Here is a 13,750-nt window from a genome sequence, read left to right as displayed (position 1 = left end):
ATGCCGAAAAAGCCGAAGCGCATCGCCGCCGCGCCTGAGCGGCCCGGGGCCGGGCGCAGTGCGCATCGTGAACCGCCCCCCGGCATTCCCGCGGTCGACACCGTCGCCACGCTCAGGGAACTGCGCAAGGCGACGCACCACACGCAGGACGACCTGGCGTATGCCATGGGGGTCGGGCAGGGCACGATTTCCCGCATCGAAAAGCGCCATGACATGCTGGTGTCCACCCTGCAGCATTACGTGGAAAGCATGGGCGGAACTTTGCAGATCGTGGCTTCGTTTCCCGATCGTCCGCCCCTGCGCGTCGAGCGTCTGGGGAAAAAGGCGGCGACGCCTTCCCGGGCATCTTCCAAGAAACCCGCCGGCCCGGGCCGCCCGGCCCCCGAGTGATCCTCATGCAGACTCTTTCCACTCCTTACTACCTGATCGACAAGCCGGCTTTGCAGCGCAACCTGGACATCATTGACCGGGTGCGCCGGCAATCGGGCGCCAAGGTCCTGCTGGCGCTGAAGTGTTTTGCCGCCTGGTCCGTCTTCGATCTGATGCGGCAGCACATGGACGGCACCACTTCGTCGTCTCTGTACGAGGTCCGGCTGGGCCGCGAGAAATTCGGCGGTGAAACGCATGCCTACAGCGTGGCCTACGCCGACCACGAAATCGCGGAGGTCGTCTCGCATTGCGACAAGATCATCTTCAATTCCATCGGGCAGTTGCAGCGCTATGCGTCCTTTGCCCAGGGCAAGCCGGTCGGCCTGAGGCTGAATCCGGGCGTCAGTTGCGCCGGCTTCGATCTGGCCGACCCGGCGCGCGCGTTCAGCCGCCTGGGCGAAAGCGATCCCGAGCGCATCCGCGCGGTGGCCGGTCAGCTCGATGGGGTCATGATCCACAACAATTGCGAGAACGGCGATCTGGCCCGTTTCGATGCGCTGCTCTCGCAGGTCGAGCAGCGCTACGGCGATGTATTGGCGCGGCTGGACTGGGTCAGCCTGGGGGGCGGCATCAGCTTCACTGCGCCGGGCTATCCGGTCGACGCCTTCTGCGAGCGCCTGCGTCGTTTCGCACAGACGCATGGCGTGCAGGTCTATCTCGAACCCGGCGAGGCCGCCGTGCGCCACAGCGCCACGCTCGAAGTCAGCGTGCTGGACGTGGGCTACAACGGCAAGCACCTGGCCATCGTCGATGCCTCCACCGAGGCCCACATGCTCGATCTGCTGGTCTATCGCGAGACCGCCCCGCTGGGTGAAGACGCGGGCGGCCACACGTACATGATCTGCGGCAAGACCTGCCTGGCCGGGGATATCTTCGGAGAGGGCCGTTTTGCCGCGCCATTGCAGATCGGCGATCGTCTGTCGATCGGCGATGCCGCCAGCTACACCATGGTCAAGAAAAACTGGTTCAACGGCGTGCATATGCCGTCGATCGCCGTGAAAGAAGCCGATGGCTCCGTGCGCCTCGTGCGCGAATTTTCCTTTGAGGATTATGTGGGCAGCCTGTCCTGACGAGGCGGCCCAGACACTGAAAGCCGGGAGGGTATCCAGATGAAACGCAATGTCCTGATCATTGGCGCGGGCGGTGTCGCGCATGTCGTGGCGCACAAGTGCGCGCAGCACAATATCCTGCTGGGCGACATCCACATCGCCTCGCGCACTCTCGGCAAGTGTCGCGCGATCATCGATTCCATCAAGGAAAAGGGCAGCCAGTGCGGCCCGGGCCTGCTCAAGGCGCACCAGATCGATGCCATGGACGTCGAGGCCACCAAGGCCCTGATCCGTGCGACGCGCAGCCAGATCGTCATCAATGTGGGCTCGCCCTTCTTGAACATGTCGGTCCTGGCCGCCTGCATCGAGACCGGCGCCGCCTATCTGGATACGGCCATCCACGAGGATCCCGACAAGGTGTGCGAAGCGCCGCCCTGGTATGCCAACCATGAATGGAAGCGCCGTGACGCCTGCCGCGCGGCGGGCGTCACGGCGGTGCTCGGCGTGGGTTTCGACCCCGGCGTGGTGAATGCCTACGGGCGTTACGCCATGGACGCTTATTTCGATGAAGTGCAGTCCATCGACATCATCGACATCAACGCGGGCAGCCACGGCCGCTATTTCGCCACCAACTTCGACCCGGAAATCAACTTCCGCGAATTCACGTCCACCGTCTGGTCATGGGAAGACTCGCAGTGGAAGGCCAACGCCATGTTCGAGCGCCGCCAGGACTGGGACCTGCCGGTCGTGGGAAAACGCACGGCCTACCTGACCGGTCACGACGAGCTGCATTCCATGTCGAAGAACCTGGGGGTGCCCAACATCCGTTTCTGGATGGGTTTCGGCGATCACTACATCAATGTGTTCACGGTGCTCAAAAACCTCGGTCTGTTGTCCGAGAAGCCCGTGCGCACCGCCGAGGGGCTGGAGGTCGTCCCGCTCAAGGTCGTCAAGGCGGTCCTGCCCGATCCCGCATCGCTGGCGCCCACCTATGCCGGCAAGACCTGCATCGGCGACCTGCTCAAGGGCACGCGCCACGGCAAACCCCATGAGACCTTCATCTACAACATCTGCGATCACGAAGCCAGCTATGCGGAAGTCGGCAGCCAGGGGATTTCCTACACGGCGGGCGTGCCCGCCGTTGCGGCGGCCATGCTGATTGCCGAGGGCGCCTGGGACGTCGGCCAGATGGTCAATGTCGAAGAGCTCGACCCCAAACCGTTCATCCGGTTGATGAACCGCATCGGGCTGGAGACGCGGGTGCGCGATGCGGATGGCGACCGTGTGCTGGATCCGTACGAAGAAAGCCCGGCGATGGCGAGCATCACCTCGTAGAGAAGGCTTCGTCCGGAGACGCCTCGCGCCACGCCCCCGGCGTCAGGCCATCGAGGCGCCAGGGGCCGATGCGCATGCGCACCAGGCGCAGGGTCGGCAGGCCCACCGCAGCCGTCATGCGGCGCACCTGCCGGTTGCGGCCTTCGCGCAGGGTGATTTCCAGCCACGCGGTCGGGATGCTCTTGCGAAAACGCACGGGCGGTTCGCGTGGCCACAGCCCAGGTTCGTCCAGGCGCCGGGCCTGCGCCGGCAGGGTGAGTCCGTCCTTGAGGTCGATGCCGGCGCGCAGGCGCTGTAGCTGGTCTTCGACCGGCTCTCCTTCGACATGCACCCAGTAGGTTTTCTCCATCTTGTATCGGGGGTCGGCGATGCGGGCCTGCAGACGGCCGTCGTTGGTCAGCAGCAGCAGGCCTTCGCTATCGCGGTCCAGCCGTCCGGCCGGGTAGACGCCGGGCACGTCGACGAAATCCTTCAGCGTCGCGCGCCCCTGGTCGTCGCTGAACTGCGTCAGCACGCCATAGGGCTTGTTGAGCACGAGCAGGCGGGGCTGCGGGGGCGACGCCCTGGCGGCCCGGCGTGGGTTGGCGGGCGGGCGGCGTGGCGTGGGCCGGGGTTCGGTGGGGGTCACGGCAAGGCCTGGCGGTGGATGAAGACGGACGGCATGGCTGCCAGTGTATCGGTTGCCGGCCGGGACGCCCAGGCGGCGCGGCATCCCGGCCTCGCCTCTGCGCTGCGCATTCCTGCTTTTATGACAAAATAGCTTTGATCACTGAGTGGGTGTCGCACATGAAACTTCTGCCGTTTTCCATCCTTCCCGCCCTCCTGTTGCTGGCAGCCTGCTCGTCTGAGCCTTCGCAGGCCGATCTGCAGGCGGCAGTCCAGAAGGCGGTTGATCGGCAGAATGAGTCCATGCAAAGCATGGTGGGCGGCGTTCTCGACATGCCGAAATTCGCGCTCAACGGGGTCGAAAAGCTCAGTTGCACGTCAAGCCGCGACAAGCCTGGCTACGTGTGCGACATCCGGCTCGACATCACGCGGCCCCTGGTCGGGCGCACGGTCGATCAGGCGACCGCTCGCTTCATCAAGACGGATCAGGGCTGGGAACAAATGGAACCCTGAGGCTCATTGGCGGCCGGCAATCAACGCGAGTGCATGGCGGCTGCGCCGAATGAAGGCCGCCATCGTATCGGCCACCGACTCGTCGGGGCCTGTCCAGTTGAGGATGAAGCAAAAGCTCGTGCGTTGGCCGGGCTGCGCCATCTGGCCTGCTCCACAGAGGCAGTGAAAGTCTTCCCAATCGATGCTGCCACCCTTGCCGTAGCCCACGATGTCTTCGGGCACCATCATGGGCATGGCGTCGGCCATCGCCGAGATACGCTTGAATTCGAGCCGCGTTTCCGGTTTCTGGAAGAACGCGCCGGCCAGGGCCTGCTCGTACCAGCGGGCCATTTCGGCGGCGGTGCTCATCATGGTCTGATGCTCGTTGATGGCGGGGCGCGGCTTCCCCGGCATGATGCCTTGCGCCATTTTTTCCATGCCCTCCCAGCCGATATCTGTGCCATTGGGCGCGCCGGCCAGGTACGAGAACAGTTTGCGCGTGGAATCGGGGATGCGCGTGTTCGCCAGCCCTGCCGAAGCGATCAGTTGGCGCGTCCGGTCGGCTCCGACGGCGTTCAGGGCGATGTCGGTAGCTGTATTGTCGCTGTGGGCGATCATGGCCTCGAGTACGCTTTTCGCGCTGGTTGTGCCCTGCAGCCGCAGCAGGACGGGGCTGCCGGGCGACCAGACTTCGGGGCCCACGGCCATCTGAGTGTCCTCCGAAAGCCGGCCAGTCTCGACGTCTCTGAGGTATTGCGCCAGGATGAACGTCTTGACGGCGCTGCCCACGAACAGCGGCCCGTCCGAGCCCGCTTGGTGAGTGATGCCGGCTCCGGTGCTTGCGATGGAGACGAACGCGGCCGATTGCCCCGGCGACAGGGCGGTGAAGTCATTCAGGGCTTGGCTGATCGCGGCGGGGTCGGTGCCTTGGGCCATGCCGCGCGGTGTGATGCCTGCGGCAAAGAGCCCGGCGGCCGTCTGGAATAGACGTCTGCGGTTCATGGCGCTGTCTCCGTAAGGGGTGTGATCATGGCCGCCTTGCCGGGCGGCTGTCCGGCCATGATAATCCCTGCCGCGCCTCAGCGGCGCCTCAGCAGGACGGCGCTGATGGCGACCACCACGCACACGGCGGCCAGGCCATCTTGCCAACTGGGCTGTTCGCCGATCAGCATGCTGCTCAGGATGCCGACGATCGGGATGGCGGTGACGCTCATGGCGCTGGTCGAGGGCGGCAAGGCGCGCGCCATGGCAAACCAGATGACCTGGGCCGCGCCATAGTTCAGCAGCATCGACCACGCCAGCACGCCCCACATGAGAGCGCCGGTGGGCCAGTGCGGCGCAGGTTCGAGGGCCGAGGCCAGCAGCCCCAAGGCCAGCGAGGACAGCCCCAGCATCCAGATCAGCAGGGTTTCGGGCGCCAGCGTCAGGTTCGCGCGCTGCATCCAAACCGTGCCCAGGGCCCAGCAGAACGCGGCGGCCTGCATCCACACGATGCCCGCGGGGCTGCCGGCCAGCGAGCTGAGTTCATTCCACAGCAGCAGGGCGATGGCGATCAGGACGGCCGCGACGGCCAGACCCAGGCGCGTCGTAAAGCGCTCGCCGTAGAACAGCACCGACAGCAAGACGGTGAACACGGGCATGGTGAAGCCCAGGATGGCTGCGCGCCCGGCCGGCAGGTGGGCGACCCCGATGATGGACAGGCCGTGCCAGCCCATCACGTTGGGCAGGCCCAGCGCCACGACGCTGCGCCATTGCCGGGCGCCGCGCGGAAGCAGCGCAATCCCCCGCCGCCCGTAGTAGGCCAGCAGCACCAAGGTGCCGCCGGCCATCGTGAATGCGCGAAACCACAGCGGGCTCCATTCGTGCAGGCCCAGCTTCATCACGGGCCAGTTCAGGCCCCACATCAGCGTCAGCAGAACCAGGCCGAACAGTTGGCGGGCATTCAAGGGGATACCGGAAGGGGGATGGACGATTGCAAAGCTTAGCACCGCCGTGCGCGCGCCGTCCGCCACAGTGGGGCGGGCGGTGCCGATTCCCTATAATTTCCGGATGAACGGGCACAGTCAATGGATCCACCAGATACGGGCATGGGCCCGGGAACTGGGCTTTTCCGAAATCGGCGTCTCGGGGGTGGATCTGTCCTCTGCCGAGCCGCGCCTGCTGCAATGGCTCGCACAGGGCTACCACGGCGATCTGCATTATATGGAGCGGCATGGCCTCAAGCGTGCGCGTCCGGCCGAACTGGTGCCCGGCACGCTGAGCGTGATCACCGCGCGCATGCCGTATCTGCCGCGCGGCACCGGGCCCGGCTGGCAGTCCCGCGAGCTCGCCCGGCTGGCCGATCCCGGCGAGGGGGTGGTCTCGCTCTATGCCCGGGGCCGCGACTATCACAAGGTGGTGCGCGGGCGCCTGCAAAAGCTGTGCGACCGCATCGAGGCGCTGGTCGGCCCGTTCGGCTACCGCGTCTTTTCCGATTCGGCCCCGGTGCTGGAAAAGGAATTGGCCAGCCGCAGCGGCCTGGGCTGGCGCGGCAAGCATTCCATGGTGCTCTCGCGCGATGCGGGATCGATGTTCTTCCTGGGCGAGATCTTCGTGGACTTCGCGCTGGAGCCGACCGATCCGGTGAGCGCGCATTGCGGCACCTGCACCGCCTGTATCGACGTCTGTCCCACGGGGGCGATCGTCGCGCCCGGCGTGGTGGACGCGCGCCGCTGCATTTCCTACCTCACCATCGAGAATCACGGTCCCATCCCCGAGGAATTGCGCCCGCTGATGGGCAACCACATCTATGGCTGCGACGACTGCCAGACGATCTGCCCCTGGAACAAGTACGCGCAAACCACGGAGCTGCCCGATTTCGACGAGCGCGCGCCGCTGGTCGGCCAGCGGCTCGTCGAGCTGTTCGCCTGGGACGAAGAGACTTTCCTGAAACGGACCGAGGGCGGACCGATCCGGCGTATCAACCATGAACGTTGGTTACGCAACATCGCCGTGGCGCTGGGCAATGCGCTGCGCGCCGCCGATGCGGCGCAGGCCCTGGAACTGCGCGCCGCCTTGCTCAGCCGCGTGGACCATGAAAGCGCCCTGGTGCGCGAACACGTGGCCTGGGCGCTGGCGCAGCGCCCCTGAATTGCGCTTGATCACCCCTCCGTCACTTTGGCACGCAGTTGCTTGAGGGCGCTGCGCCCGGTCTTTTCCTGTTGACGGCGGCGCCTGGCCCCTTGCGTAGGCCGTGTGGAGCGCCGGATCTCGGGGATGTCGCCGGCCCGGTCGATCATTTCCTGCAGGCGCGCCAGCGCTTCCAGCCGGTTCTGGGCCTGGTTGCGGCTGGATTGCGCCTTGATCACGATGATGCCCGCTGTCGTGATGCGGTGGTCTCGCAGGTCCAGCAATCGTTCGCGGACGGGTTCGGGCAGCGCAGACGCATGGATGTCGAAGCGCAGATGGACGGCGCTGGAAACCTTGTTGACGTTCTGGCCGCCCGCACCTTGCGCGCGGATGGCGGTGAATTCGACGTCCTGCGCCTGGATCGGGTATCGGTGTCGTGTCATGGGTGGGACTCGTGCGTCCGCGAATCACTGGGCGGCGGGTCGTATGGCCGGCGATGGAGTGCCGCCCTTTGGGGTGGGTGCCCAGGCCCGGCAGCGGGTCATGCCGGGCCTGACGGCGCAGTTCTTGCAATTGCGTGTTGCAGATCCGGTTGACTTCGGAGATCTCGTCAGGCCACTCGGCGGGGATGGGCTCCAGCGTCATGGACTGTAAGGCCGCTCGCCGTCAAACTGTTGCTGTCCCATGTAGTCAGTCAGTACCGGCTGGCGATCTACCCAAATCATCATCTGTGGACGGCCAGCCAGATCGTAGGGCCATCCGGCGCCGTCGAATTGATACGATGCCGCAGGCCCGCAGGGAGCCAGTGGTGGTCGCCCTGTTTCAGCGTGACAAGGGTATCGTGGCCCTCCACTTGCAGTACAGCCGCGCCCTGCAAAACAATGACCCATTCATCTTCGTCCTGCTCATACCAGAAGTCGGGTGGACTAGCCTGCCCGTGAGACACGATGCGCTCAATCCGTAGGCCAGGGACATTCAGCAAATCGTCGAATGTCTCGCAACCGGTGTCAGTTGGCAGGGCTGCAAAGATGTTTTTCAGCATTATCGTGCGGTGAACTCTGCGAAGAAAGCTTCGTCGATTTCATAGGTGGTCACTGGTCTGAGACCCAGTTCCAGGTGCTCCAGCATGTCGATGAGTTTTTCGCTATCCACCAGTTCGATGGGCGGTGCGCCATCGCGATTAGCCTCACGGCGGGCTTCGGCGGTAAACGTACCCGTGGTGATGATGATGCCTTTGTCGGCTCGTCCTGACATGGCCCCTCGGAAATCACGCACGATAGACGGTGTGACGGAGTTGGCATAGCGCTTGCACTGAAACAGCACCTTGAAGGACACCAGCGGGTTGACTTGCAGAATACCGTGGCCATCAATGCCGCCGTCATTACTTTGGCCAGTGACTTCCACGTGGGTGAAACCGGCCTCGCGCAGCAGGCGCTGTGACAAGCGCTCAAATCCGGCGGGTGGCAGGTTACGCATGATTTCCAGGGCAGCAGTCCGGAAATCGGTCATGAGGGCTTCAGCGTCTTCGATGCCCGATTCTTCCGTAGCCGTAGTGTTGACAGCTTTTGCCCGCCGCTGATCCTGGAATATGGCTACCCAGCGGCGGAAAATTTTGTGTGCCTGTTCGTATGTCAGGGTGGTAGCACGACCACGCTCGGTCAGGTTCCAGACCCCCCGCTTGGACGAGCCCAGTAGGCCCTCTTTGGTCAGGTAAAACCGTGCCCAGGCCACCTGGTTCTTGAAACGGGGCTGACCGGAGGAGGTGAGTTCGTTCTGAACGTCGTCGGATACGCTTTGGGCGACTGCAATTTGTTCGGTCACTTCGTCTGGCGTGCCGGATCCGCCCAGGTGACGCAATGCGTCCAGTAAAGGTCCGAACCAGTTGACGAACTGTGCTCCCTCGCTGTGCCCCCCCATACTGCGACCCTTATTCTGTGCTTGGATCGGGGTATCGTATCACCAGATTTCAACTCCAGTCGCCACAGCCCACCAACTCCCAACGCCAACCCGTAACCTGGAAACCCGCATAAACACTGGCCACAACCTCGCGCGCGCTCGTGAGACAAATAGATGAAAACGGGGTAACAGAGAGGCCAGATGCAGCCAGAAGGGGGCGATCAGGGTATTGGCGTTCCAGACAACAAAAAACCCAGCCGAAAACGGTTGGGTCATTTGCAACTGGTGGCCCGGGGCGGAATCGAACCACCGACACAAGGATTTTCAATCCTCTGCTCTACCGACTGAGCTACCGGGCCAAGACGCAGAATCATACATGAAAATTTGATCCTGTGCAGACAACGGCCTCCTATGGGCGACGGCCGGCATTCCCCGTCTGGCCGCAACGCCTTATAATACAAGCCATCTTCGTGTGCAACTTCTTCTTGCGGACATGTCTGTCGACGTCCTGACCTTTGGCTTGAACCACGTTTCCGCTCCGGTTTCGGTGCGGGAGCGCGTGTCGTTTCCGCTCGAAGTGGTCAAGCCCGCGCTGGCCGCGCTGCGGTCCACCTTCGGCAGCGGCGTGCGCGAGGCCGCCATCCTGTCCACCTGTAACCGCACCGAAATCTACTGTGCGGCCGATCCCGGCGTGGCCTCCGAACTGCCTGCTTGGCTGGCCGAATTCAACCGCCTGGAAACCGGCCTGCTGGCGCCCCACCTGTATCAGTACCAAAAGAACGACGCCGTGCGTCACGCCTTTCGCGTGGCCAGCGGCCTGGATTCCATGGTGCTGGGCGAACCCCAGATCCTGGGCCAGATGAAAGAGGCCGTGCGCGCCGCCGAGCAGGCCGGCACGCTCGGCACGCTGTTGCACCAGCTCTTCCAGCGGACCTTCTCCGTCGCCAAAGAGGTCCGTTCGCAGACCGCCATCGGCGCGCATTCCGTGTCCATGGCCGCCGCCGCCGTGCGCCTGGCCGAGCGCGTGCTGGGGGATCTGTCCTGTAGCAACGTGCTCTTCATCGGCGCGGGCGAGATGATCGAGCTCTGCGCCACCCACTTCGCGGCGGTGCGGCCGCGCCAGATCGCGGTCGCCAACCGCACGCTGGAACGCGCCGAGACGCTGGCCTCCCGGTTCGACGCCCGTACGCTCAAACTCTCGGAACTGCCCGATCATCTGGCCGAATTCGACGTGGTCGTCTCCTGTACGGCCTCATCCTTGCCCATCCTCGGCCTGGGGATGGTCGAAAGGGCTGCGCGCACGCGGCGCCATCGGCCCATGGTGATGGTCGATCTGGCCGTGCCGCGCGATATCGAACCCGAAATCGGCCGCCTGGCCGACGTCTACCTGTACACGGTCGACGATCTGGGCCGCATGGTGCAATCGGGCACCGATGCGCGCCGCGCCGCCGTGGTCCAGGCCGAAGCCATTATCGAGGCCCGGGTGCGGCATTTCATGCACTGGCTCAGCAACCGCGCCATCGTGCCGGCGATCATCGATTACCAGCAAAGCGCCGACGCCCTGCGCCAGGCAGAACTGGATCGCGCCCGGCGGCTGCTGGCGCGCGGCGACGACCCGGAAGTCGTGCTCGAACACCTGGCGCACAGCCTGACGCATAAATACATGCATGGCCCGCTGGCCGCCCTGAACCGCAGCGAAGGCGCCGAGCGCGACCAGCTGCTGACGCTGCTGCCCCGCCTGTTGCCCGAATCCGGCGTTCGCCGCCGGTAGCGGCGCCCTCCTTCTTTTCGTGCCGATCCGGCCCTGCGCGGCCGGGTCCCGCTTCTCTTTTGACTCCCCGGAACCCTCCTTCATGAAAAGTTCGATGCGCAGCCGCCTGGAACAGCTCGGCCATCGCTTGGCCGAGATCGACGCCTTGCTGGCCGAACCGGACAGCGCTGCGGACATGGACCGCTTTCGCAAATGGACGCGCGAGCGCGCCGAGCTGGAACCCGTGGTGCGGGTCTTCGAGTCCTGGCAACGCGCGTCCGAGGACCGGGACGCGGCGCGGGAGATGCTGTCCGACCCCGACATGAAGGCGTTGGCCGAAGAAGAGCTCGCTGGCGCCGACGCGCGCATCGAGGCGCTGGAAGGCGAATTGCAGATCTTGCTGCTGCCCAGGGATCCGGACGACGATCGCAGCGTGTTCCTGGAAATCCGCGCCGGCACGGGCGGCGATGAAAGCGCCCTGTTCGCGGGAGACCTGCTGCGCATGTACAGCCGTTACGCGGAGGTTCGCGGCTGGCGGGTGGAGCTGATGTCCGAGAGCGTGTCCGAGCTGGGGGGATACAAGGAAGTCATTGCCCATATCGAAGGTGACGGCGTTTACGGCCGGCTGAAGTTCGAGTCCGGCGCCCATCGCGTCCAGCGCGTGCCCGAGACCGAATCCCAGGGCCGGGTGCATACCTCGGCCTGCACGGTGGCGGTGATGCCCGAGGCCGACCCTCAGGCCGACATCCGGGTCGATCCCAACGACCTGCGCATCGATACCTTCCGCGCCAGCGGGGCGGGCGGGCAGCATATCAACAAGACCGACTCGGCGGTGCGCATCACCCACCTGCCGACCGGCCTGGTGGTGGAATGCCAGGACGATCGCTCCCAGCATCGCAACAAGGACAAGGCCATGCAGGTGCTGGCCGCCCGTCTGAAAGACCGCCAGCAGCAGGAAGCCCACGCGCGCGAGGCCGCCCAGCGCAAGAGCCTGGTGGGTTCCGGCGACCGGTCCGAACGCATCCGCACCTACAACTTTCCGCAGGGGCGTGTCACCGACCACCGCATCAACCTGACGCTCTACAAGCTGGCGCAGGTGATGGACGGCGATCTGGGCGAACTGACCGATGCCTTGCTGGCCGAGCATCAGGCCGAGCAGCTCGCCGCCCTGGCGCTGGACTGAATCCATGCGGTGCCGCACGCATCCATGGAAGGGGTTCGCCGCGGCGGCGGCCCGCGTGGACCGGCCATGATCGGGACTGTGCGCGAATCCCTGGCGGTCAGTCCGTTGCCGCGCCTGGAGGCCCGCCTGCTGTGGCAGCGGGTGCTGGGCGTGCCGCATGCCTGGCTGATTGCGCATGATGCCGATCCGCTGGAGCCGGCGCAGGTCGCCGCCTATCAGGCTCTGGAAGCTCGCCGGCTGGCGGGAGAGCCCATGGCCTATATCCTCGGCGTGCGAGAGTTCTTCGGCCGCGATTTCCAGGTGACTCCGGCCGTGTTGATTCCCCGCCCGGATACCGAGTTGCTGGTCGAGTGCGGGCTGCGCGCGGTGGGGGCTCTGCGCGCTCCCCGAGTGCTGGATCTCGGCACGGGCAGCGGCATCGTGGCGGTGACGCTGGCGCTTGAGCGGCCCGATGCACAAGTGCGGGCCACCGATTGCAGCGCCGAGGCCCTGGACGTGGCGCGGATGAACGCACGCGCCCTAGGGGCAAAACTATTGTTTTCACACGGGAATTGGTACGATACAGAGTTGGGTTCGGCAGGGTTCGATTTGATTGTCTCGAATCCTCCGTACATTGATGCGCAGGATGCGCACCTGGGGCGAGGCGACCTGCGCTTTGAGCCTGCGGGTGCCCTGACCGATGGGGCCGATGGCCTGCAAGCCCTGCGCGAGATCGTGCAGGGCGCGCCGGATCATCTGGCGCCTGGCGGATTCCTGTGCGTGGAACACGGCTGGGACCAGGCGGCGGCCGTCCGGTCCCTGTTTTTACGCCGAGGGTTCGCCGACGTTGCCAGCGAGCGTGACCTGTCCGGCACCGAACGCGTCACCCGAGGCCGCCTGCCGGCCGGATTTTCTTGAGCGAGACCACCATGAGCGAAGCAGTCCAATCCGAAGTCCAGAATTTCATCCGTGAAACGGTCACCGGCCATCCGGTCGTCCTGTTCATGAAGGGCACGGCCCAATTCCCGCAATGCGGTTTTTCCGGCCGCGCCATCCAGGTCCTGAAGGAAATCGGCGTCACCAAGCTGGTCACCGTCAACGTGCTGGAAGACCCCGAAGTCCGCCAAGGCATCAAAGACTATGCCAACTGGCCGACGATCCCCCAGTTGTATGTCAAGGGCGAGTTCATCGGCGGCACCGACATCATGAACGAAATGCACCAGAACGGCGAACTCGCCCAGCTGCTGAAGGACGCCGGGGCGATCGAGTGAATCCCCGGATGCACGCGGCGCGATGACTCGTACAGAGGATCACAAGCGGCTGGTCGTCGGCATCAGCGGCGCCACCGGCGTCCGGTACGCCACGCGCCTGCTGGAAATCGCGCGGGCGCACGGCGGGGTGGAAACCCATCTCGTCATGTCGCCCTCGGGCGTGCTGAACATCCGCCATGAATTGGGCCTGGATCGCCAGGCCGTTCATGCGATGGCGGATCACGTCCATAGCCATCGGGACGTGGGGGCGGTGCTGGCCAGCGGCAGCTTCCGCACGGCCGGCATGGTGGTGTCGCCCTGTTCCATGCGCACGCTGGCTGCCGTGGCGCACGGCCTGTCGGATAACCTCATCACCCGGGCGGCGGACGTGACGCTCAAAGAGCGCCGCAGGTTGGTGCTGATGGTGCGGGAAACCCCCTTCAATCTGGCGCATCTGCGCAACATGACGACCGTCACCGAGATGGGCGGGGTGATCTTTCCGCCCCTGCCCGCGTTCTATATGCGCCCGGCGTCGTTGGACGATCTGATCGACCATACCGTATGCCGCGTGCTGGATTTTTTCGATATTCACGTGCCTGGGCCTCGCTGGGAAGGCCTTGACGACCCGAGCGTTCATTCGCGCGCCGGAGCTGCCTGAGGCGCCGCCACCATC

General features: G+C 65.0%; 16 protein-coding genes and 1 tRNA gene. 10 read left to right on the top strand and 7 right to left on the bottom strand.

The window, feature by feature from the left end:
- From ABRZ00_RS03975 to ABRZ00_RS03965, 3 genes are read left to right on the top strand one after another with little or no spacing between them, the layout of a single operon-like run.
- On the top strand, positions 1-390 hold the full coding sequence (locus ABRZ00_RS03975; protein WP_368641047.1) for a helix-turn-helix domain-containing protein: 390 nt from the start codon (positions 1-3) through the stop codon (positions 388-390).
- Between the two features lie 5 nt (positions 391-395).
- Complete coding sequence (locus ABRZ00_RS03970; protein WP_368640094.1) at positions 396-1,499, top strand: carboxynorspermidine decarboxylase; 1,104 nt, start codon at positions 396-398, stop codon at positions 1,497-1,499.
- A gap of 39 nt (positions 1,500-1,538) precedes the next feature.
- Entirely contained in the window at positions 1,539-2,813 is a 1,275-nt protein-coding gene (locus tag ABRZ00_RS03965; RefSeq protein WP_368644458.1) for a saccharopine dehydrogenase family protein, read from the top strand.
- Here ABRZ00_RS03965 and ABRZ00_RS03960 read toward each other — a convergent pair.
- Positions 2,803-3,354: a pseudouridine synthase gene (locus ABRZ00_RS03960; RefSeq protein WP_368644639.1), complete on the bottom strand. Its 552-nt coding sequence runs from the start codon at positions 3,352-3,354 to the stop codon at positions 2,803-2,805. The two genes, ABRZ00_RS03965 and ABRZ00_RS03960, sit on opposite strands and share 11 nt — an antisense overlap.
- A gap of 245 nt (positions 3,355-3,599) precedes the next feature.
- Here ABRZ00_RS03960 and ABRZ00_RS03955 point away from each other — a divergent pair, with 245 nt between their 5' ends.
- Positions 3,600-3,932: a hypothetical protein gene (locus tag ABRZ00_RS03955; protein ID WP_343837930.1), complete on the top strand. Its 333-nt coding sequence runs from the start codon at positions 3,600-3,602 to the stop codon at positions 3,930-3,932.
- Positions 3,933-3,935: 3 nt separating this feature from the next.
- Here ABRZ00_RS03955 and ABRZ00_RS03950 read toward each other — a convergent pair whose 3' ends face one another.
- Both ABRZ00_RS03950 and ABRZ00_RS03945 read right to left on the bottom strand, forming a co-directional pair.
- On the bottom strand, positions 3,936-4,913 hold the full coding sequence (locus tag ABRZ00_RS03950; RefSeq protein ID WP_368644457.1) for a serine hydrolase: 978 nt from the start codon (positions 4,911-4,913) through the stop codon (positions 3,936-3,938).
- 77 nt (positions 4,914-4,990) lie between these two features.
- Entirely contained in the window at positions 4,991-5,857 is an 867-nt protein-coding gene (locus ABRZ00_RS03945; RefSeq protein WP_368641051.1) for a DMT family transporter, read from the bottom strand.
- 103 nt (positions 5,858-5,960) lie between these two features.
- Here ABRZ00_RS03945 and queG point away from each other — a divergent pair, with 103 nt between their 5' ends.
- Positions 5,961-7,040, top strand: coding sequence for a tRNA epoxyqueuosine(34) reductase QueG (gene queG, locus ABRZ00_RS03940; protein WP_368644456.1), 1,080 nt, complete (start codon positions 5,961-5,963; stop codon positions 7,038-7,040).
- A gap of 11 nt (positions 7,041-7,051) precedes the next feature.
- Here queG and arfB read toward each other — a convergent pair whose 3' ends face one another.
- The 4 genes from arfB to ABRZ00_RS03920 all read right to left on the bottom strand — a co-directional run bounded on the left by arfB (position 7,052) and on the right by ABRZ00_RS03920 (position 9,274).
- On the bottom strand, positions 7,052-7,462 hold the full coding sequence (gene arfB, locus ABRZ00_RS03935; RefSeq protein ID WP_368644455.1) for an alternative ribosome rescue aminoacyl-tRNA hydrolase ArfB: 411 nt from the start codon (positions 7,460-7,462) through the stop codon (positions 7,052-7,054).
- 281 nt (positions 7,463-7,743) lie between these two features.
- A complete protein-coding gene (locus ABRZ00_RS03930) occupies positions 7,744-8,061 on the bottom strand; it encodes a cupin domain-containing protein (RefSeq protein WP_368641054.1) in 318 nt (105 codons plus the stop codon).
- On the bottom strand, positions 8,061-8,936 hold the full coding sequence (locus ABRZ00_RS03925) for a restriction endonuclease (protein ID WP_368641055.1): 876 nt from the start codon (positions 8,934-8,936) through the stop codon (positions 8,061-8,063). The genes ABRZ00_RS03930 and ABRZ00_RS03925 overlap by 1 nt, the downstream gene beginning before the upstream one ends.
- A 262-nt stretch (positions 8,937-9,198) precedes the next feature.
- Positions 9,199-9,274, bottom strand: a tRNA-Phe gene (locus tag ABRZ00_RS03920).
- Between the two features lie 134 nt (positions 9,275-9,408).
- Between ABRZ00_RS03920 and hemA the strand changes: the two genes are divergently transcribed.
- From hemA to ABRZ00_RS03895, 5 genes are all read left to right on the top strand, one after another.
- Positions 9,409-10,686: a glutamyl-tRNA reductase gene (gene hemA / locus ABRZ00_RS03915; protein WP_368641056.1), complete on the top strand. Its 1,278-nt coding sequence runs from the start codon at positions 9,409-9,411 to the stop codon at positions 10,684-10,686.
- An 82-nt stretch (positions 10,687-10,768) separates the two neighbouring features.
- Complete coding sequence (prfA, locus tag ABRZ00_RS03910) at positions 10,769-11,848, top strand: peptide chain release factor 1 (protein ID WP_368641057.1); 1,080 nt, start codon at positions 10,769-10,771, stop codon at positions 11,846-11,848.
- Positions 11,849-11,914: 66 nt separating this feature from the next.
- A complete protein-coding gene (prmC, locus tag ABRZ00_RS03905) occupies positions 11,915-12,745 on the top strand; it encodes a peptide chain release factor N(5)-glutamine methyltransferase (RefSeq protein WP_368641058.1) in 831 nt (276 codons plus the stop codon).
- Between the two features lie 11 nt (positions 12,746-12,756).
- Entirely contained in the window at positions 12,757-13,098 is a 342-nt protein-coding gene (gene grxD, locus ABRZ00_RS03900; RefSeq protein ID WP_343837948.1) for a Grx4 family monothiol glutaredoxin, read from the top strand.
- A gap of 22 nt (positions 13,099-13,120) precedes the next feature.
- Positions 13,121-13,735, top strand: a complete 615-nt coding sequence (locus tag ABRZ00_RS03895) for a UbiX family flavin prenyltransferase (RefSeq protein ID WP_368644454.1) — start codon at positions 13,121-13,123, stop codon at positions 13,733-13,735.
- Positions 13,736-13,750: the final 15 nt, after the last annotated feature.

The sequence above is a fragment of the Castellaniella ginsengisoli genome, assembly GCF_040955415.1.
In the GTDB taxonomy this organism is placed as follows: Bacteria; Pseudomonadota; Gammaproteobacteria; order Burkholderiales; family Burkholderiaceae_B; genus Castellaniella; species Castellaniella ginsengisoli.
This window is presented reverse-complemented; position numbering and strand designations above follow the sequence as displayed.